The sequence below is a fragment of the Streptomyces sp. NPDC030995 genome (genome assembly GCF_055571215.1).
Genome location: NZ_JBVIFS010000014.1, coordinates 1 through 19,579, shown reverse-complemented (window position 1 = coordinate 19,579; position 19,579 = coordinate 1). Strand labels below are relative to the sequence as shown.

Sequence of the window (19,579 nt, the reverse complement as noted above, 5' to 3'; positions counted from 1 at the left end):
GAAACGGGCACCCAGTGCCGGGTAAATCGGGGCAATAAGGACGGTCAGGCGCGCGGAGCGCATCCCAGAACATGGCGCTTCACGAGCAGACCGATGTCCGGATCCTGATTGCGGAACGCCTCCACGAGGGCCTCGTGCTCCTCCGCGTAGGACTTCTGGACCGTTCCCAGCCAGCGGATCGACAGGGCCGTGAACACCTCGATGCCCAGGCTCTCCCAGGTGTGCAGCAGCACGCTGTTCCCGGCCGCCCGCACCATCTCCCGGTGGAAGCCCACCGTGTGCCGGACCTGCGCCGTGCCGTCCTCGGTGCGGTCGGCCTCCCACAGCGCCGCCACGTGCGGCTCCAGTGCCGAGCAGTCGGCCGCCAGCCGCGGCGCGGCCAGCTCGGCCGCGATCTGCTCCAGACCGGCCCGGACCGGGTAGATCTCCTCCAGGTCCGCCGCCGACAGATTCCGTACGCGCACGCCCTTGTTGGGCGCCGACTCGATCAGCCGCAGCGTCTCCAGCTCGCGCAGGGCCTCGCGTACGGGAGTCTGGCTGACCTCCAGCTCCACCGCGATCCGGCGCTCGACGATCCGCTCGCCGGGCTTCCAGCGCCCGCTGACGATCCCCTCCACGATGTGCTCGCGGATCTGCTCGCGCAGCGAGTGCACGACGGGTGGGGTGATCATCGGGGCTTCATCTCCTGTAGGGGCATGCATCGCTTCGATGCGTAGACAATACGGCGGAGCAGGCCGACGCGATGCGTTCCAGGTCGGGGACGTCGGGTGAGGCTGGTTACAGCGAACCACCGACGACTGCGCTGATCAGGGCGCTGAGCTCGGCCGCGTGCCCGGGCCGCTGCGCGATCAGCGCCGCGAGCTCCGCGACGGCGGCGTCGCGTTCGCCGGGGGCGGGCTCGGCGGAGGGCTCAGGTGAGGACTCAGGTGAGGGCTCGGGGAGGGGTGCGGAGCCTGGCGGCTCGCCGGCCAGTACCCGGGCGGTCCGCAGGTGCACGCGGGCCATGAACTCCCGGCCGTGCACCCAGTGTTCGAGCGCGCACAGGCTCGCCAGCACTGCGGGGCCGGGCTCCGCGACGGCCAGCTCCCGCAGCCACCGCTCCCGCAGCGCGCCCTCGTCCGTGACGCAGGCGTAGGCGGCGGCGACGCCCGCGTCCAACGCCAGGATGAGGACGGCCCGGTGCGCCTGCTCCGTTTCCCACGCGCCCGAGCCATCCGGGGCATCCGACACAGCGACGAAGTCGAGCGTCTCCTCGCGCAGCAGCTCCGCCGCGTGCTCGGTGAGGAACGCCCGGGACTCCTCCCACGTGGGCAGCGCCATCCACGCCTGCAACCGCTCGTTGACCATGTACGGCAGGAAGGCCTCGTCGGCGCCGTCCCTCACCGCCGCATGGGCCACGGCGAGGTACAGCCCGGCCGTCTCATCGGCCAGGTGCAGCTCGGCCAGGGCCATCCTGCCCGGCAACGACCCCAGCACCGCGGCGTGCTCGTCCCAGAACGCCCGGGCAGCCACCCAGCCGGGACTCTCCACCCACTGGCGGGCGAGCTCGACCACCTCCTGGTCGAGTCCCAGCCAGAGCGAGTGGGCGGCCCCGGCCACCCCGGCGGCGAGCGACCGGCGCGAGCGCAGCAGCTCCCGTGCCCACAGGACGGGCCGGTTCTCGAATCGGCCGGACGGATACCTCGGCGACGTGAGCGCCAGCAGCGTTCGGACGCCCGGGAGGGGATCGGCCAGCGAGAGCTGGAGGTGCCCGCGCTGACAAGTGACCCAGTCCCGGATCACCGGTACGTCCACGAGGGCCGCCTCGGCGCTCAGATGGGCGTCGAGCGCCTCGGCGGCGGGCCCGAGGTGAGCGAGATCCTTCAGCGCCAGGCCCAATTCGATGGACATCTCGGGGTCGCCCGCCGGTAGGGCGAGACAGAGATGGACCGCTTCCGTGACAGCGGCGAGCGCGCCCGGCCGGTCCTCGGCCGCCTTCCGGTGCCCTGCCAGCGCGCGCAGTATCCGGGCGAGTTCGGTCAGGTAGACGGCGGGACGGGCCGCGGCGAGTTCGCGGAAGAGCCCTACGGCCTCGGTGATGGCGTCCAGGGCGGCCTGCCGCCCTCCGGCGACCGCCTCCTGGTCGGCGAGGCCGGCCAGGTAGCGGGCCAGGGCCGGGAGGCGGGCGCCGGGGTTTGCCGGGACAACGTTCCGCAGCAGCGCCACCCCCTCGCGGGTGGCCGTGAGCGCCCCCTGGTGTTCGCCTCGACGCCCCAGCAGCACGCCGAGGCCGGTCAGAGCCCGGGCTAGGCCGTCCTCATGGACGCCTGGATCTCGCCCGACCAGGTCGCGGTAGACGCCGACCGCCTCCCGGGCGGCCGGGAGGGCCGCGTCCATATCCCCGCTGCGGAGCAGTTCGACACACTGATTCATCACGGCCGTGGCGAGCTGTGGGAGGAAGGCATCCGGATTGTCCCGGGCGAGGAACCGGTACAGCGCGACCGCCTCGGCGCCGGCGGCCTGCGCCCCGGCGTCCCCGGCCCGGGTGCGCAGGATCGCGAGGTTGCTCAACGCGAGCGCGAGGCCCGGCAGGTGCGCGGCCGGGGTGCGCTCGGCGAGGTTCCGGCTCTCCCGCACGGTCTCCTCGGCGGTGGCCAGTGCCTCGTGGACCCGTCCCGTTTGACTCAAGAGGGCCGCGAGATTCACCGACAGCTGGACGAGTCTCTCACCGTGCGCCAGAGGGTTCCGCTCCGCCAGATCCCGGCAGATCTCGATGGCTTCCGTGATGGTGGTCAGGCCCCCCTCCTCGTCATCGGCCTGACCCTGGTGCCGGGCCAGGTTGCCCAGCATGACGATGAACTGGGGGGATCGCGCCGACCGGCCGCCGATGGCGCGCAGCAGCCCGACGGCTTCGGTGCACGATGCCAGCGCCCCCGGTACGTCACCGGTGCGGCTCTGCTGGCTGGCCAGGTTGTCCAGGGCGCTCGCGAGCTGGGCTCGGTGAGCGGCCGGATTCGTGTCCGTGACGGCCCGGAGCAGATCGACGGCCCGACGACCCGCGGCCATTGCGCCCCGTCCGTCCCCCACCGCGGCCAGCAGCTGCGCGTGAGCGATGAGCGCGTCGGTCAGCCCCACGAGGTGAGCGTCGAGACTGTCCCGGGCGAGCGCCTCGTACAGCTCCACGGCGCGCGCGGACGTCCGTAGACCTTCCCGGGCGTCCGTCCGGAGCTGCCGGGCGCTCAGGGTGATCAGGCCCCGCGCCAGATGCTCCGAATGGGCCTCGGGACTCTCCGTGGCGAGTACCTGGTAGATCTGCACGGCCGTGGTGGCGGCGGCCAGCGCGGCGTCCGTCTCGCCGAGCGCGGCGGTGTGCAAGGCCAGATTGTGCAGCGCCATGGCCAGATCCACCCGGTGTGCCCCCGAGGCGCCGGCCAGCCGCCGGTGGAGTGCCACCGCCTCGGCGCTCGTGACCACGGCGCCGGGGCCGTCCTCCGTCTCGTCCTGACACATCGCCAGGTAGTTCAGAGCCGTCAGCAGGTCGCTGAGGTGAGTGTCCGGATCGTCCCGCACCAGGGCGCGAAAGATCTCCACGGCCTCTCCGAGGGGAGCCAGCGCCCTCGCCGGCTGTCCGAAGTACTGGAACACGGAGGACAGGCCGACGAGCGCAGCGGCCAGCAGCTGGCGGAACACCTCACCCCGGAGCCCGGCCAGTGTCCGCAGCAGCTCCATGCCCCGGTCCCCGGTCATCACCGCGTACGCGGGTACCGTGCTCAGCACGTACGGATTGGCGGCCGCGCCGTCTGCCGGCAGCAGCCCGAGCAGCGTGTGCATCACCTGGAACGCCGTCTCCGCCCCGCCCTCCAGGCCGTCGTCCGCGCCCATCAGACAGGCGACGAACTCCCGGTGGTAGAGCCGGTAGACCGCCTGCGTCCCGTCGCTGTCCTCCACCACGTACCGGCCGTACGCGTTCAGCACCCAGTCCACGTCCTGCGGACCGTACGAGGTCCCGTCCGGGCTCAGCGTCGAGGCCACCGCCTCCCACACCCCCCGGGCCGGCATACCGTTCCCCTGACTCCACGCCAGCGCGGTCAGCAGGTCCCGCGCGGCCTCCGGGCGCGGGCCCCCGGCCAGGTCCGCCGTCAGGGCCGACGTGATCGACACCGGCAGGGCCTCCTCCCAGCCCTCCGCCCCCGATGCGGCGAAGTGCCGGCCCAACGCGCCCACCGCCAGACTGGCGAACAGGAACCCGCCCGCGTCGCCGGCCGCCCGGTCGGCGATGGCGAGCGCCGCGCCCGCCGCGTGCTCGCCGGGCACCGCGCCCGCCAGGAGCCGCATCCGGGCGTAGTCGCGGATGTCCTCGGCGGTACCGGGCTCCACGTCCAGATCGACGGCCGTGGCCCGGGTGTCCAGCAGCCGCGAGATCGCCCGGTCGAGCGGTTCGCCCGGCTCCGCACGCGGCCGGAACGGACGGGCGCGCGATCCCAGCGCGACCAGCGCCAGCCGGCTCAGCGGAGCCAGCAGCTGGTCGACGATCTGCGCCGCCTGTTCCGGGGCGGCCTCGTCGAGGCCGTCGACGACCAGCACCGGACGCCGCAGCTCCCGCTCCACATCGGCGATCAGCGCCGACGGCGCCGCCGGCGGATCCAGGTTCAGCTGCTCGGCGAGCGCGACCGCGAGCTGGGCCACCGTGAGCCCCCGTACGTGGACCGAGGCCGCGACCGACCCCACCCCGGGGTCCGGATCGCCCGGCCGCAGCGCGCCGTGCGCCTCGATGTCGGCCCGGTAGCGCTCCGAGGAAAGCGTCGAGATCCGGCCCAGGACCGCCGACTTGCCGCTGCCCGCGCTGCCCGTGACCAGGAACAGCCCCGGTTCCCCCGCATTCAGCCAGGCCACGATCGCGCCGAGTGCCTGCCGCCGCCCGGTGAAGAACCAGCCCTCGTCGACCCGGTCCGCCCCGCGCGCCGCCCGCACCAGATGCTCCACGAGCTCGGCCTCCGGGGCCGGCAGCCGACGCGGATTGGGGAACATCGGCCGGTCCCGGCCGAGCACCACGGCCAGCGGCTGCTGTCCGGCGTCCTGGGGCCACCGTGCCTGTACGGCCTCCAGTACGGCCGTGCCGGTGACCTGCCGGTTGCGGCGGCTCCACTCGTGCTGGTAGCCGTCCGCGCGCCGCGGTCCCTCGCGCAGCACCCGCGTGACGGCGTCCAGCAGCAGCCCGCCTCCGTCGGCCGTCTCCTGCGGGCGGCAGCTCGCCACCATCGCGAACCAGGCCGCCCGGCCCGGCGGCAGACTCCGCTCCGCGTGGTCCGAGAGCGCCTCGCGCAGCGACTCCAGCACCCCCGCCCCCGCATGGCAGGTGTCGATCAGCAGGAGCAACTGGTCGGCGCCGCAACCGAGGGCGGCGGAGGTCAGCAGCCGCGCCGCGTACGTCTCCTCCTCGTCCCGCGCCCGCTGCGTGTCGCGGACGACCAGTCGCAGCTCCTCCCGGTGCAGCTCCCCGTGGCCCGACCACACCACCACCGCCGGACCGTGCGTCCCGCCGTCCGCCCAGCCGTCCCGCCAGCGCGCCACGGAGGCCCGGAGCTCCTCCCGGCCGGGGTCGGTGACCACCGTGGGGGTGAACCCGTATCCGGCCAGCAGCTCGCACAGCTCCCGCAGCTGCCCGGTCGCGCCCGGCAACGGCGGGAACGCGGGGCTCTCGTACCGTTCGACGGCCACGCCGAACACGGTCCCCGCGACCTGCTCCGGCCCCCGCTCGGTGGTGCTCATGCCTCGCTCACCACCGTCAGGGCCGTCACGGCCGACTCCGGGTGCCCGACCGCGTGGACGATCAGCCGGTGGGCGCCCGGAGGCGGGGCGGGGAACACGGTGCGGTAGTGGCCGCCGCCGAGGTTGGCCAGCGAGCGGGAGAGGGGCGGGCCGCCGTCGGCGGGGCGGAGCCCGGCGGTCAGCAGCAGGTCCTCGTGCCCGTCGGCCCGGACCCGCACCTCGTACGGTTCGCCGGGCTCGGCGAGCGCGGGCGCGGTGACCCCGAGCGCCGGTGCGGTCCGTTCTCCCTCGCGGCGAAACGGTGGCTCGCGGTCCAGCAGGCCGTACAGGGCGTCCCGTACGCCGCGGTTGTTCTGCAGCGAGCCGTGCTGCTCGCACGGGGTGTGGCCCTCCGCCACGGCGTACCCCCTGCGGTCGGCGTCCGCGGGCCGGGCGGCCAGCCGCGGCACGGCTCCGTCGCCGCTCTCCGCCTCCGTCACCAGCAGACCGCCGGTGAACTCGGCGGTGGTGGCCGTCGGCTGACGGACGCCGACCAGGCAGGCCAGGCCCTCGGCCGGGGCGCCGGCCCGCAGGTCGGCGTGGAAGCGGGCGGCGTCCGCCAGCAGCTCGGGGTCGGGCCCGGGCAGGCCGGGAAGGTCGGCCGGGTGGACGAGGCCGCCGGGGGTGCGCACGCAGGCGTAGTCGGGCGCGAGCTGGTGCAGGGAGGGCAGACTGCGGGCCAGGGCCGTCAGGTCCAGCCGGAGCGGTCCCCAGCCCTTGCGCAGCCCGTTGACCAGGCTGGAGAGGGCGTCGACGGAACCGCGGTGCGGGGTGCCGAGGGTGATCACGCGGCGCGTGGTCTCGCGGCCGCCGAGGCGTTCGACGTAGTGCCGGGCGACCAGACCGCCCATGGAGTGGCAGAGGAGGATCACACGGGCGTCGGCGTGCTCGGGGGAGGCGGCGCGCAGCCGCTCCAGCCCCTCCTCGACGCGCCGCTTCAGCAGCCCGGCGTTGTAGCGGCACGACAGCCGCCAGTCGTACGGGAAGTCCAGCAGGCTTGTCCCCGGGGTGAGCCCGAAGGTCCCCGCCAGCCAGGCCATCAGGTCGGTGTATCCGTCGACGGGATGCCACAGGCCCGGTACGACGTGCAGGTCCGGCATGAGACCGACGGCCCGTACCCCGTCGCCGGGATGTCCGTCACCGAGGCCGCCGGGCAGCGCGAGGGCCTTGAGTGAGCCGCCCAGGGTGCTGATGGCCCGCGACAGCGTGCGGCCCTTGAGGTCCCAGACCGGCCTCCCGTCGGCGTCGGCCAGCCGGCTCCCCATGATGCCGGGCACCACCACGACCAGGTCCATGCTCACGCCCCCCTGCGTCCCGCCCCGCCCTGCCGGAGCATCCACGGTAGAGGCGGGAAGACGACGGCGCCCCCGTCCGGAGGAAATTCCGGGCGGGGGCGCCGTACGCGACAGCTGACGCTGCGGTGAGCCTTACAGGCCGAGCTCGACCTCGAACTCGCCGGCCTCGAGGATCGCCTTGACGGCCGAGAGGTACCGGGCCGCGTCCGCGCCGTCCACCAGGCGGTGGTCGTAGGACAGGGTCAGGTACGTCATGTCGCGGATGCCGATGTTGGTGCCCTCGGCGGTCTCGATGACCACCGGGCGCTTCACCGTGGCACCGATGCCCAGGATGGCGACCTGGTTCGGCGGAACGATGACCGTGTCGAACAGCGCACCGCGCGAGCCGGTGTTGCTGATGGTGAAGGTCGCGCCCGACAGCTCGTCCGGCGTGATCTTGTTGCCGCGGACCTTGGCGGCCAGGTCGGCGGTCGCCTTGGAGATGCCCGCCAGGTTGAGGTCACCGGCACCCTTGATGACCGGGGTCATCAGGCCCTTCTCGGAGTCCACGGCGATGCCGATGTTCTCCGAGTCGAAGTAGGTGATGGTGCCCTCGTCCTCGTTGATCCGGGCGTTGACGACCGCGTGGGCCTTCAGCGCCTGGGCAGCGGCCTTGACGAAGAACGGCATCGGCGAGAGCTTGACGCCCTCGCGGGCCAGGAACGCGCCCTTGGCCTTCTCGCGCAGCTTCATGATCTTGGTGATGTCCACCTCGACCACGGAGCTGAGCTGAGCCTGCGAGTGCAGGGCCTTCATCATGTTGTCACCGATGACCTTGCGCATGCGGGTCATCTTGACCGTCTGACCGCGCAGCTCGGACACCGCGGCGGCCGGAGCCTTCGCGGCCGGAGCGGCAGCGCCCCCGGCAGTCGCGGCAGCCGGAGCGGCAGCGGCGGCCTTGGCGGCCTCGGCGGCGGCCAGGACGTCCTGCTTGCGGATACGGCCACCGACACCGGTGCCCGAGACCTGCGACAGGTTGACGCCGGACTCCGAGGCGAGCTTGCGCACCAGCGGGGTCACGTACGCGCCCTCGTCACCGGCGGAAACCGGGGCGGCGGGAGCGGCCGGGGCGACCGGAGCGGGAGCGGCAGGCGCGACCGGAGCCGGAGCGGCCACAGGAGCCGGAGCGGCCACCGGAGCCGGAGCGGCGACCGGAGCGGCGGCGGCCGGGGCAGCCTGGACCGGAGCCGGGGCGGCGACCGGGGCGGCGGCCTGGACCGGAGCCGGGGCAGCGGCGGCGGGGGCGGCAGCCGGAGCTGCACCCGCGACGCCGATGACGGCCAGACGGGCGCCGACCTCGGCGGTCTCGTCCTCGCCGACCAGGATCTCCAGCAGCGTGCCGGAGACCGGCGCGGGGATCTCGGTGTCGACCTTGTCGGTGGAGACCTCGAGCAGCGGCTCGTCGGCCTCGACCGACTCGCCGACCTGCTTCAGCCAGCGGGTGACGGTGCCCTCGGTGACGGACTCGCCCAGGGCGGGGAGCACGACATCGGTGCCGGACGCGGCATGGCCCCCGGCAGTCACAGCGGCGGCGGCGGGCGCCTCGGCGGCGGCCGGGGCGGGGGCCGCGGGGGCCTCCGCGACCGGGGCCGGAGCGGCCGGGGCGGCAGCGGGCTCGGCGGCGGCCGGAGCCGCGGCCGCGGCCGGGGCGCCCGAACCGTCGTCGATGACGGCCAGCTCGGCGCCGACCTCGACGGTCTCGTCCTCGGCGACCTTGATGGAGGCCAGGATGCCGGAGACGGGCGACGGGATCTCGGTGTCGACCTTGTCGGTCGATACCTCGAGCAGCGGCTCGTCGGCCTCGACGCGCTCGCCCTCGGCCTTCAGCCAACGGGTGACAGTGCCCTCGGTGACGCTCTCACCGAGCGCCGGAAGGGTTACGGAAACCGACATGGTTTCTGTTGCTCCTAACGAAAGTGCGGAAGTGGTCGTCGCGCCCAGTGACGATTAGTCGTGTGCGTGCAGCGGCTTGCCGGCGAGGGCCAGGTGGGCCTCGCCCATCGCCTCGTTCTGCGTCGGGTGCGCGTGGATGAGCTGCGCGACCTCGGCAGGCAGAGCTTCCCAGTTGTAGATCAGCTGGGCCTCGCCGACCTGCTCGCCCATCCGGTCACCGACCATGTGGACGCCGACCACGGCACCGTCCTTGACCTGGACGAGCTTGATCTCGCCCGAGGTCTTCAGGATCTTGCTCTTGCCGTTGCCCGCAAGGTTGTACTTCAGCGCCACGACCTTGTCCGCGCCGTAGATCTCCTTGGCCTTGGCCTCGGTGATGCCGACGGAAGCGACCTCGGGGTGGCAGTAGGTGACGCGCGGGACACCGTCGTAGTCGATCGGGACGGCCTTCAGGCCGGCCAGACGCTCCGCGACCAGGATGCCCTCGGCGAAGCCGACGTGCGCGAGCTGGAGGGTCGGGACGAGGTCACCGACGGCCGAGATGGTCGGCACGTTGGTCTGCATGTACTCGTCGACCAGGACGTAGCCGCGGTCCATCGCGACGCCCTGCTCCTCGTAGCCCAGGCCCTGGGAGACCGGACCGCGGCCGACGGCGACCAGCAGCACCTCGGCCTCGAAGGTCTTGCCGTCGGCCAGCGTGACGCGCACGCCGCTCTCGGTGTACTCGGCCTTGTCGAAGAAGGTGCCGAGGTTGAACTTGATGCCGCGCTTGCGGAACGCGCGCTCCAGCAGCTTCGAGCTGTTCTCGTCCTCGACCGGCACGAGGTGCTTGAGGCCCTCGATGACGGTGACCTCGGAACCGAAGGACTTCCACGCCGAGGCGAACTCGACGCCGATGACGCCGCCGCCCAGCACGATCGCGGACTCGGGCACGCGGTCCAGGACCAGCGCGTGGTCCGAGGAGATGATGCGGTTGCCGTCGATGTTCAGGCCCGGCAGCGACTTCGGCACGGAGCCGGTCGCCAGCAGGACGTGGCGGCCCTGGATGCGCTGGCCGTTCACGTCGACGGAAGTCGGGGAGGAGAGGCGGCCCTCACCCTCGATGTAGGTCACCTTGCGGGAGGCGACCAGGCCCTGCAGACCCTTGTACAGGCCCGAGATGATCTCGTCCTTGTACTTGTGGACACCCGCGATGTCGATGCCCTCGAAGGTGGTCTTCACACCGAACTGGGCGGCCTCGCGAGCCTGGTCCGCGATCTCACCCGCGTGCAGCAGAGCCTTCGTGGGGATGCAGCCGTTGTGCAGGCAGGTGCCACCGAGCTTGTTCTTCTCGATCAGGGCAACGTCCAGACCCAGCTGGGATGCGCGCAGCGCCGCGGCGTAACCGCCACTGCCACCGCCGAGGATCACTAGGTCGAAAACGGTGCTGGCGTCGTTCGCCACGTCACGTCCTCCATGCATGTGCGCCGGGCACCGGTCCTCTGTGACCGGGCGGCGGCTGGTATACGGCCGCTTGTTTCTTCGGCCCTGTGGTGGGGGCCCTGTCCTGCCGAGAACCCATCTTCGCATTTGTCGGGGGAACGCGGGACGCCGGGCCCGGCATGTGGAAGGTCGTTCCGTCCGAAGCGAGGGTTACCGCTGCGTAGAAACCTACGTATTCCTTGAAGTTTCGTTGTGAGCTGAACACACCCCGAGCCCTGACCCACTTTCGATCAAGGCTCGGGGTGCTACGAGTCACACGGAAGCGTCAGCCGGCAGTCTCAGCCCAGGTCGCCCGTGGCCGTGCGCTCGGCCAGCCGCACCAGGGTGCGCACGGCCGAGCCGGTGCCGCCCTTGGGGGTGTAGCCGTACGGGGCGCTCTCGTGGAAGGCCGGACCGGCGATGTCGAGGTGGGCCCAGGTGATGCCCTCGCCGACGAACTCCTGGAGGAAGAGGCCGGCCGCCAGGCCGCCGCCCATGCGCTCGCCCATGTTGGCGATGTCGGCGGTGGGGGAGTCCATGGCCTTGCGCAGGTCCGCGGGGAGCGGCATCGGCCACGAGGACTCGCCGACCTCCTCGGCGATCTCGTGGATCGACGTGCGGAAGGCGTCGTCGTTGGACATGACGGCGAACATCCGGTTGCCCAGGGCCAGCACCATGGCGCCGGTCAGGGTGGCGACGTCGACGATCGCGTCCGGGTTCTCCTCGGAGGCCTTGGTCAGCGCGTCACCCAGGACCAGGCGGCCCTCGGCGTCCGTGTTGAGGACCTCGACGGTCTTGCCGCTGTACATGCGCAGCACGTCACCGGGCTTGGTGGCGGAGCCGGACGGCATGTTCTCGGCGAGCGCGAGCCAGCCGGTGACGTTGACCTCGAGGCCCAGCTTCGCGGCGGCGACGACGGCGGCGAAGACGGCGGCCGCGCCGGCCATGTCGCACTTCATCGTCTCGTTGTGGCCGGCCGGCTTCAGGGAGATGCCGCCGGAGTCGTAGGTGATGCCCTTGCCGACGAAGGCCAGGGTCTTCTCCGCCTTGGCGTGGGTGTAGGAGAGCTTCACCAGGCGCGGCGGGTTCTCGGAGCCCTTGCCGACGCCCATGATGCCGCCGTAGCCGCCCTTGATCAGCGCCTTCTCGTCCAGCACCTGGACCTTGATGCCGTTCTCCTTCGCGGTCGCGGAGGCGACCGCGGCGAAGGCCTCGGGGGTGAGGTCGTTCGGCGGGGTGTTGACCAGGTCGCGGGCGATGTTGACCTCGGTCGCGACGACCGTGGCGCGCTCGGCCGCGGCCTTGTGCTCCTTGTCGCGCGGCTTGGCGCCCAGCAGGGCGACCTCGGCCAGCGGCAGCTTCGGGCCGCCGTTCTTCGCGGCCTTCTTCTCGCCGCCCTGGTAGGCGGTGAAGGCGTACGCGCCCAGCAGCGCGCCCTCGGCGACGGCGGTGACGGCGGAGGCGTCGTCCAGGGGGAGGGCGAAGGCGGCCTTCTTGGTGCCGTGCAGCGCGCGGGAGGCGGCGCCGGCGGCGCGGCGCAGGATCTCCTCGTCGAACGACTCGTCCTTCTCGGGGACGGAGCCGAGGCCGACCGCCAGCACGACCGGGACCTTGAGGCCCGCCGGGGCCGGCAGCTTGGTGATCTCGCCTTCGGCGCCCGAGGCACCCATGGCGTCGAGGACGCCGGCGAGCTTGCCTTCGTACGCCTCGTCCACGGCCTCGGCGCCCGGGGCGAGAACCGGGCCCTTGGGGCCCTTCGCGACACCGACGACGAGGGCGTCGGCGCGCAGCGTCGCCGCGCCGGCAGTGCTGAGAGTCAGAGCAGTCACGGTGGTGAAGTCTCGCTTCCGTTTGTAAGTGTGGGCCGAGTGGGTGGACGGCCTTCCGTAGCGATCGTATTCGGGCCCGACGGCCGCCAGAAATGACCCTACGCTCACGGACCCGCCCGTACGGCACTCGAAGGTTTGTCAAGTTGTTCGACCGATGGGCTGTCAGGTTCACCCATCTGTGGACTCTGCTCCAGGTTTGCCTCGTAGACCTGACGAGGTCCGAGAGACTCGGTCCACTCTCGCAAGGGGACGCGGGGTTCCTTTGCATGATTTCCACAGAGCCTCCCCGGCCCGGCCTACCGCCACGGGCCGAGTCGAGGGATGCCTGCGGGGGGAAAGGCCGAAATGGTCAACAAGAACCGGATGAACAGGGTTGCCGCCGCCATGGCCGCGGCAGCGCTGGTGTCCGTAGCAGTACCCGCGGCGTCCGCCCAGGCGGCGGAGACGCCGCGGATCGACCTCAAGGTGCTCGTCGTCGACGACGGCGGCAGCTCGGTCGAGGCGATCACGGCGGAGCTCCGGGACACGGGCGTGCCCTACACCCGCGTCGAGCTGGGCAGCGGAAGCCGCCCGGTCATCAACGCCGCCTTCCTCAGCGACACGCTCGACGGCCGGCCGCGCGCCAAGTACCAGGGCGTCGTCCTGCCGAACGAGAACCCCTTCGGGGAGGGCTCGGCCGAGATGGCCGCGCTCGCCGCGTACGAGACGACGTACGGGATCCGCCAGGTGGACGCCTACACCTGGGCCCACCCGGGGGTCGGGCTGGAGTACACCGACAACGGCGGCTACAGCGGCCAGCTCGACGGCACCCAGGCCGCGGTCACCGCCGCCGGCAAGACGGGCCCCTTCGGCTACCTCGGCGGGCAGGTCGCCTTCGAGGACAACTCGGCGCTCGTTCCCGAGAGCTTCGGGTTCATGGGCAAGCCGCGGACCGGCTACACCAGCTACCTCGACGCGCCCGTCGGCTCCGGGCGGGCCTCGCTCGTCGGCGAGTACACGCACGACGGCCGCAGCGAACTGGTCGTCACCTTCGGCTACAACCAGTACCAGCAGCAGTTCCGGCTGCTGGCCCGCGGCATCGTCGACTGGCTGACCCGGGGGGTCCACCTCGGCCAGAGCCGCAACTACTTCGCGGTCCACGTCGACGACGTCTTCGCCCCCGACGCCCGCTGGAGCAAGGAGCTCAACTGCACGCCCGGCGACTACGCCTGCGAGGGCGGCGAGGGCAAGGAGAGCACCATCCGGATGACCGCCGCCGACGCCGTCTACGCGGCGCAGTGGCAGCAGTCCAAGAGCTTCAAGCTCGACATGCTCTTCAACGCGGGCGCGGGCGAGGAATGGAAAGCGGAGAACGGCGGCACCGACGCCCTCACCGCCCAGCTCGTCGCCGACCGGGCCAAGTACCGCTGGATGAACCACACCTACACGCACCCCTTCCTCGGCTGCGTCCAGGACACCACCACCAGCCCCTGGACCTGCACGAAGAACGCCCAGGGCGCCATCAACTGGATGAGCCGCGCGGAGATCTCCGCGCAGATCCGCGACAACAACAACTGGGCCGCGTCCAAGGGCATCACCACGGACCGGACCGAGCTCGTCACCGGCGAGCACTCGGGCCTCAAAACCTTCCCGCAGCAGGGCCAGGACAACCCCAACCTCGCCGGCGCGCTCGCCGACAACGGCGTCAAATGGGCGGGCAGCGACAACTCCCGCGAACCCGCGCAGCGGCCGGTCGGCGCCGCCCTGACCGTCCCGCGCCACCCGATGAACGTGTACTACAACACGGGCACCAACGCGGAGATGGCCGACGAGTACAACTGGATCTACACCAGCCGCGCGCACGGCGGCAGCGGCGTCTGCGAGGACAACCCGGCGACCTCCACCTGCCTGCCGGCCCCGCTCGACGTCAACACCGGCTACCTCCAGCAGATCGTGCCGCAGGAGGCCCGGACCGCGCTGCGCCACGTACTGGCCAACGACCCGCGCCCGCACTACGTCCACCAGTCCAACCTCGCCGAGGACCGCACCCTCTACCCGGTGCTCAACCAGGTCCTCGACACCTACCGGGCGCTCTACGCGACCAGCGCTCCGATCGTCAACCAGACCATGAAGGAAGCGGGCGTCGAGCTCGGCCGCCGCGCCGCCTGGGACAAGGCACTCGCCGAGGGCAAGGTCACCGCCTACCGCATCGGCGCCACCGTCACCGTCAAGGCGCCCGCCGGAGTCGTCGCCCCGGTCACCGCCCCCAACGGCACCAAGAAGCAACTGCTGCTCGGCACCACCGATTTCGGTACCGCGTACGCCGGGACCCGCTCCACGTGGGCCGCGCCCGAGCTGCTCCAGAGCGCCGTCACGCTCAGGCTGCCCAGCTGACCGCACCGGGCCGTCCAGCAAGCCGTCACGAGTAACACACTGCGCCGGCGCTCCGCGAACCCACGGGCGCCGGCCCCTTTTCCGTCCTGGGGGGACACACCGCATGAGTCATGGGCGTCACGTCACCATGCTCACCGAAGGCACCTATCCACACGTCCACGGGGGCGTCAGCACCTGGTGCGACCAACTGGTACGCGGGATGCCGGAGGTCGACTTCAACGTCATAGCCCTGACCGGCTCCGGACGAGAGCCGGTCACCTGGGAACTGCCCCGCAACGTCTACCGGCACACGGCCGTCCCGCTCTGGGGGCCGCCCCCCGGCAGGGGCCGCCGTTCCGCCTTGCGGGGCAAGGCCCACCGCCGCTTCACCGAGGTCTACGAGAGCTTCCTGCTCTCCCTGCTCGACCCTGCCCCGGCCACCGCCGGGGGTACCCCCGCGCACGGGGAATTCTCCGCGGCCCTGCGCGAACTGGCCGCCCTCGCCCGGTCCGGCAAACTCGCACCGGCGCTGCGCTCCGAATCGGTTCTGCGCCTGCTGATGACCGTATGGATCCGCCCCGGCCTCACCACCGCGGCCGCCGCGCCCACCATCCACGACGCGCTCACCGCCACCGACCTGCTGGAACACGCGCTGCGCCCGCTCGCCGTACGCATCCCGCCCGACAGTGTCGCGCACGCCGTCAGCAGCGGCCTCGCCACCCTCCCGGCCCTCGCCGCGAAATACCTCGACGGGGTCCCCTTCCTGCTCACCGAGCACGGCATCTACCTGCGCGAGCGCTACCTCGGATACCGCAGCGCCGACCAGCGCTGGCCCGTCAAGGCGCTCATGCTCGGCTTCTACCGCGAGCTCAACACCGAGGGCTACCGGCAGGCCGACCTGATCACCCCGTGCAACCAGTACAACCGCCGCTGGGAAGAGCGCGGAGGCGCCGACTCCGAACGCATCCGCACCGTCTACAACGGCGTCGACCCGCACCTCTTCCCCGCCGCCGGCCCCGAACCCGAGGTGCCCACCCTCAGCTGGTGCGGGCGCATCGACCCGATCAAGGACCTCGAAACCCTCATCCGGGCCTACGCCTTCATGCGCGAGGAGCTGCCCGCCCTGCGGCTGCGGCTCTTCGGACCCGTCCCGGCCGGCTGCGAGGAGTACAAGCTCCGGCTGGAGAAGCTCGCCGCCGAGCTCGGGGTGACCGACGGGATCACGTACGAGGGCCGCATCGAGCAGGTGGCCCAGGCCTACGCGGCCGGCTCCGTCGTCATGCTCTCCTCCATCAGCGAGGGCTTCCCCTTCAGCATCATCGAGGCCATGTCCTGCGGCCGCACCACCGTCTCCACCGACGTCGGCGGAGTGCGCGAGGCCGTCGGCGACACCGGCCTCGTCGTTCCGCCGCGCGAGCCCGAGACCATGGCCCGCGCCACCCTCGCCCTGCTCCGCGACGACGAACGCCGCGCCGAGCTGGGCCGGATGTCCCGCAAACGGGTAGTAGAAAGGTTTACCCTCCACCAGTCCGTGGACGGCTTCCGGCACATCTACCGGGAACTCGCTGATGAGAAGCGTGCCGGCCAACCCGTCCTGCCCGTCCACGCGGGCGACCAGTGGACCCATCGGATCGCCGACCCCTGGCACCGCGAGCTGGCGGCCGACGGGAGCCTGTGGTGAGCGGATCCCTCTGGCTCAAGCCCCCCGGCGGCGGCCGCGACACGCTCCTGGCCATCCCCAGGCCGCGCCGCGAGGACCCGGCCGCCGACCCCATGGACGAACTCGCCGAGCGCCTCGACGTGTTCATCGCGGCGGCCGTCCATCCCGACGAGATCGCCGCCATCCTCGAATCCGACGGCATGACCGACGAGTACATCCGGCTCACCTACGGCCGGCACGACTCCTTCGGACTCGCCGAGGAGCTCTACACCCGGGTGCCCCGCTCCTTCCCGGAGCCGGCCGACACCCCCGACCCCTGGAAGGTCTCCCTCACCGCCTGCCTGCTGCGCGGGGTGATCTTCGCCCTGCCCGGCCTGGCCTACCTGCTCGGCGCGCCCCTCCTCGAAGGCCCCCAGGACCGTCTCGGCCTGCCCGCCGGGACCCTGACCCTGCTCGCCGGCGCGCTCATCGGCTGGGTCTGGGACCAGACCCTGTCCCACCGCGCCTACTCCTGGCTCGGTCTCGGCGACCGGGCCGCCGCCGGGCGGACCCTGCTCGTCGGCGCCCCCGCCGGATCCCTGCTGGGCACCGCCGCCGCGCTGGCCGTGCCCGGCGGGCCGCCGTTCTCCTACGCCTTCGCCGCCGGACAGGCCCTCTACGTCGGGGCCGCCACCGTCCTGCTGGTCCTCGGCCGGGAGCGGGTGCTGCTCGCCGCACTCGGCCCGATGGCCGCGGGGGCCGTGCTCGCGCTCTTCGTGGACCTGCCCGTGCCGGTACGGGTGACGCTGCTCGTGGTGTCCCTGCTGGCCGCCTGCACCCTGGCCGTACGGGAACTGCCGCTGGCCGACGGGGCACGGGCCGCCGTGCTCCGCATCCGGGGCTGGGCGGCACGCCGCCCCGGCAAGGGCCCCGTGCGCTGGCGGATGCTGCGCGGCGCCGAGGAGGAGTTCGCGCCCTGCGGACCCCGCCTCGGGGACTCGGTGCCGTACGGGGTCTTCGGCCTCGGCACCGGCCTGCTCGTGCTGTACGCCGCCCTCGGGGAGGTGCTCGCCGGCGGCCCCGCCGAGGCCGTCGCCGCCCCCTCGGCGGTGGCCCTCACCCTCAGCATGGGCCCGGCCGAATGGCTGCTCCACCGGTTCCGCAGCGGCAGCCTCGCCGGGCTGCGGGGCGCCCGCTCGCCGCGGGCCTTCCGGCGGCGGATGCTCGTGACGCTGGGCCGCTGCCTCGCCGTCTACCTGGTGGTCCTGCTGGCCCTGGGGGTGGCCGGAACCCTCCTCTGGCCGGACGCCCCCGGCCTCACCGGGGTCCGGGTCGCCACCCTGCTGCTGCTCGGGGCGGTGATGTGGACCGGGCTGCTCCTGCAGTCCTTCGGGGCGGTCCGGCCCGCGGCCGTGGTCTGCGCCTCGGCCGCCGTCGCGCAGAGCCTGGCCCTGCTGACCGGGCTGGGCCAGCCCCGGGTGGTCCAGCTGGTGGTGGCGGGCACGGCCGCCGCCCTCCTGGCCGCCCTGGTCTGCCTGCTCCTCGGCCGCGCGACCGCCCACCGATGACGACGTACGAGAAGAAGGACCCCATGCTGCTGGTGCCCCTGTACGAGCACCCCGCCGACCGGCCCGAGGCCTGGGAGCGGCTCATCAGCTCCGCAGGCCGGCTGCACTCGGTGGTGCTCAACCCCGACAGTGGGCCGGGCGCCGCCCCCGACGAGCGGTTCGCCCTCGTCGCCGAGCGGCTGCGCGAGGCCGGGGTGCCCGTCCTCGGGTACGCCGACACCGACTACGGGCGGCGCCCGCACGCCGCGGTGGTGCAGGACCTGCTGCGCCACCGCGACTGGTACGCCACCGACGGGGCGTTCCTCGACCAGGCCTCCGCCGACCCGGAACTGCTCCCGCACTACGGACGGCTCGCGGTCGCCGCCCGGGCCGCGGGCGCCCGTACCCTCGTCCTCAACCACGGGGTCCACCCGCACCCCGGCTACGCCGAACTCGCCGACCTGCTCGTCACCTTCGAGGGCCCCTGGGACGCCTACCGGGACGCGGCCGCCGTACCGCCCTGGACGGCGGACCACCCCGCCCAGCGGTTCTGCCACCTCGTCTACGCCGTCCCGCCGGGCGCGCTCGCGGCCCGGCTCGCCGAGCAACTCGCGGTCGCCCGGGGGGCCGGGGTGCACTGCGCGGTCCCGGGGAGCGGCGCGCACCCGTGGGGGACCCTCCCGTACACCCTGGAGGCGACGGGATGAAACGACTGAGACTCTTCTTGCTCCTGCCGCTGCTGCTGCTCGCCGCGTGTACGGCGGAACCGGACGAGGGTGACGACGGGGCGTACCCGTGGCCGGACCAGGCCCCGGGGGAGCGCTGGCAGCCCCGGCCCGGCACCGGCTGGCAGTGGCAGCTCACCGGCAAGCTCGACACCTCGGTGAAGGCGCCGGTGTACGACGTCGACGGGTTCACCACCACCAAGGAGCAGGTCGCCGGGCTGAAGAAGGCCGGACGCAAGACCATCTGCTACCTCTCCACCGGCGCGTGGGAGGACTTCCGGCCGGACGCGGACGACTTCCCGAAGGCGCTGCTCGGCAAGGGCAACGGGTGGGAGGGCGAACGCTGGCTGGACGTCCGGGGCCTGGCCGAGCTGGAACCGCTGATGGCCAAGCGGTTCGACATGTGCCGTGACAAGGGCTTCGACGCGGTGGAGCCGGACAACATGGACGCCTACCGCAACGAGTCCGGCTTCCCGCTCACCGCCGACGATCAGCTCCGCTACAACCGGCTGATCGCCAAGCTCGCGCACGACCGGGGCCTGGCGGTCGGCCTGAAGAACGACCTCGACCAGATCCCGCAGCTCGTCGGCGACTTCGACTTCGCGGTGAACGAGCAGTGCGCGCAGTACCACGAGTGCGAGCGGCTGGCGCCGTTCGTGGAGGCCGGGAAGGCCGTGTTCCACGTGGAGTACGAACTGGCGGCGGACCGCTTCTGCGAGCGCTCGCGCGAGCTGAAGCTGAGCTCTCTGCAGAAGCACTACGACTTGGACGCCTGGCGCCGCCCTTGCCGCTAGCCCTTGGCCGCGCCATTTCAGCCCCTGCGGGCACCTTTCCCTCGGCCGCGCCATCCCAGCGCCGCGGGCACCTTTCCCTCGGCCAGGGCCAATCCAGCCTTGGCCGGGCCATTTCAGCCTCGCCGGCGTTTTGGGGGGGGGGGGTGGGGGGGGGAGCCAAGGAAACAGAAGCAGACCGGAAAAAGGGGGGTAGAGGGGCGCGAGGGAAGAAAAAAAAA

Annotated in this window: 11 protein-coding genes; 5 read left to right on the top strand and 6 right to left on the bottom strand. The window is 72.5% G+C overall.

What is annotated here, in order from left to right:
- Window positions 1–44: 44 nt before the first annotated feature.
- From ACZ45T_RS21330 to ACZ45T_RS21305, 6 genes are all read right to left on the bottom strand, one after another.
- On the bottom strand, window positions 45–668 hold the full coding sequence (locus ACZ45T_RS21330) for a GntR family transcriptional regulator (protein WP_214950028.1): 624 nt from the start codon (window positions 666–668) through the stop codon (window positions 45–47).
- 109 nt (window positions 669–777) lie between these two features.
- Complete coding sequence (locus ACZ45T_RS21325; protein ID WP_468443520.1) at window positions 778–5,748, bottom strand: caspase family protein; 4,971 nt, start codon at window positions 5,746–5,748, stop codon at window positions 778–780.
- On the bottom strand, window positions 5,745–7,082 hold the full coding sequence (locus tag ACZ45T_RS21320) for a lipase family alpha/beta hydrolase (RefSeq protein ID WP_468443828.1): 1,338 nt from the start codon (window positions 7,080–7,082) through the stop codon (window positions 5,745–5,747). Before ACZ45T_RS21320 ends, ACZ45T_RS21325 begins: the two co-directional genes overlap by 4 nt.
- Window positions 7,083–7,214: 132 nt before the next feature.
- Window positions 7,215–9,014 (bottom strand): 2-oxoglutarate dehydrogenase, E2 component, dihydrolipoamide succinyltransferase, encoded by a 1,800-nt coding sequence (gene sucB / locus ACZ45T_RS21315; RefSeq protein ID WP_468443518.1) that lies wholly within the window; start codon window positions 9,012–9,014, stop codon window positions 7,215–7,217.
- A 54-nt stretch (window positions 9,015–9,068) separates the two neighbouring features.
- Entirely contained in the window at window positions 9,069–10,457 is a 1,389-nt protein-coding gene (gene lpdA, locus ACZ45T_RS21310; RefSeq protein WP_468443516.1) for a dihydrolipoyl dehydrogenase, read from the bottom strand.
- Window positions 10,458–10,774: 317 nt separating this feature from the next.
- Window positions 10,775–12,304 (bottom strand): leucyl aminopeptidase, encoded by a 1,530-nt coding sequence (locus ACZ45T_RS21305; protein ID WP_468443514.1) that lies wholly within the window; start codon window positions 12,302–12,304, stop codon window positions 10,775–10,777.
- Between the two features lie 345 nt (window positions 12,305–12,649).
- Here ACZ45T_RS21305 and ACZ45T_RS21300 point away from each other — a divergent pair, with 345 nt between their 5' ends.
- The 5 genes from ACZ45T_RS21300 (at window position 12,650) to ACZ45T_RS21280 (ending at window position 19,361) form a co-directional block, all read left to right on the top strand.
- Window positions 12,650–14,677 (top strand): hypothetical protein, encoded by a 2,028-nt coding sequence (locus tag ACZ45T_RS21300; RefSeq protein WP_468443512.1) that lies wholly within the window; start codon window positions 12,650–12,652, stop codon window positions 14,675–14,677.
- 103 nt (window positions 14,678–14,780) lie between these two features.
- On the top strand, window positions 14,781–16,337 hold the full coding sequence (gene pelF / locus ACZ45T_RS21295; protein WP_468443510.1) for a GT4 family glycosyltransferase PelF: 1,557 nt from the start codon (window positions 14,781–14,783) through the stop codon (window positions 16,335–16,337).
- On the top strand, window positions 16,334–17,863 hold the full coding sequence (locus ACZ45T_RS21290; protein ID WP_468443508.1) for a hypothetical protein: 1,530 nt from the start codon (window positions 16,334–16,336) through the stop codon (window positions 17,861–17,863). The genes pelF and ACZ45T_RS21290 overlap by 4 nt, the downstream gene beginning before the upstream one ends.
- Window positions 17,860–18,549 (top strand): spherulation-specific family 4 protein, encoded by a 690-nt coding sequence (locus tag ACZ45T_RS21285; protein ID WP_468443506.1) that lies wholly within the window; start codon window positions 17,860–17,862, stop codon window positions 18,547–18,549. The genes ACZ45T_RS21290 and ACZ45T_RS21285 overlap by 4 nt, the downstream gene beginning before the upstream one ends.
- Window positions 18,546–19,361, top strand: coding sequence for an endo alpha-1,4 polygalactosaminidase (locus ACZ45T_RS21280; protein ID WP_468443504.1), 816 nt, complete (start codon window positions 18,546–18,548; stop codon window positions 19,359–19,361). The genes ACZ45T_RS21285 and ACZ45T_RS21280 overlap by 4 nt, the downstream gene beginning before the upstream one ends.
- Window positions 19,362–19,579: the final 218 nt, after the last annotated feature.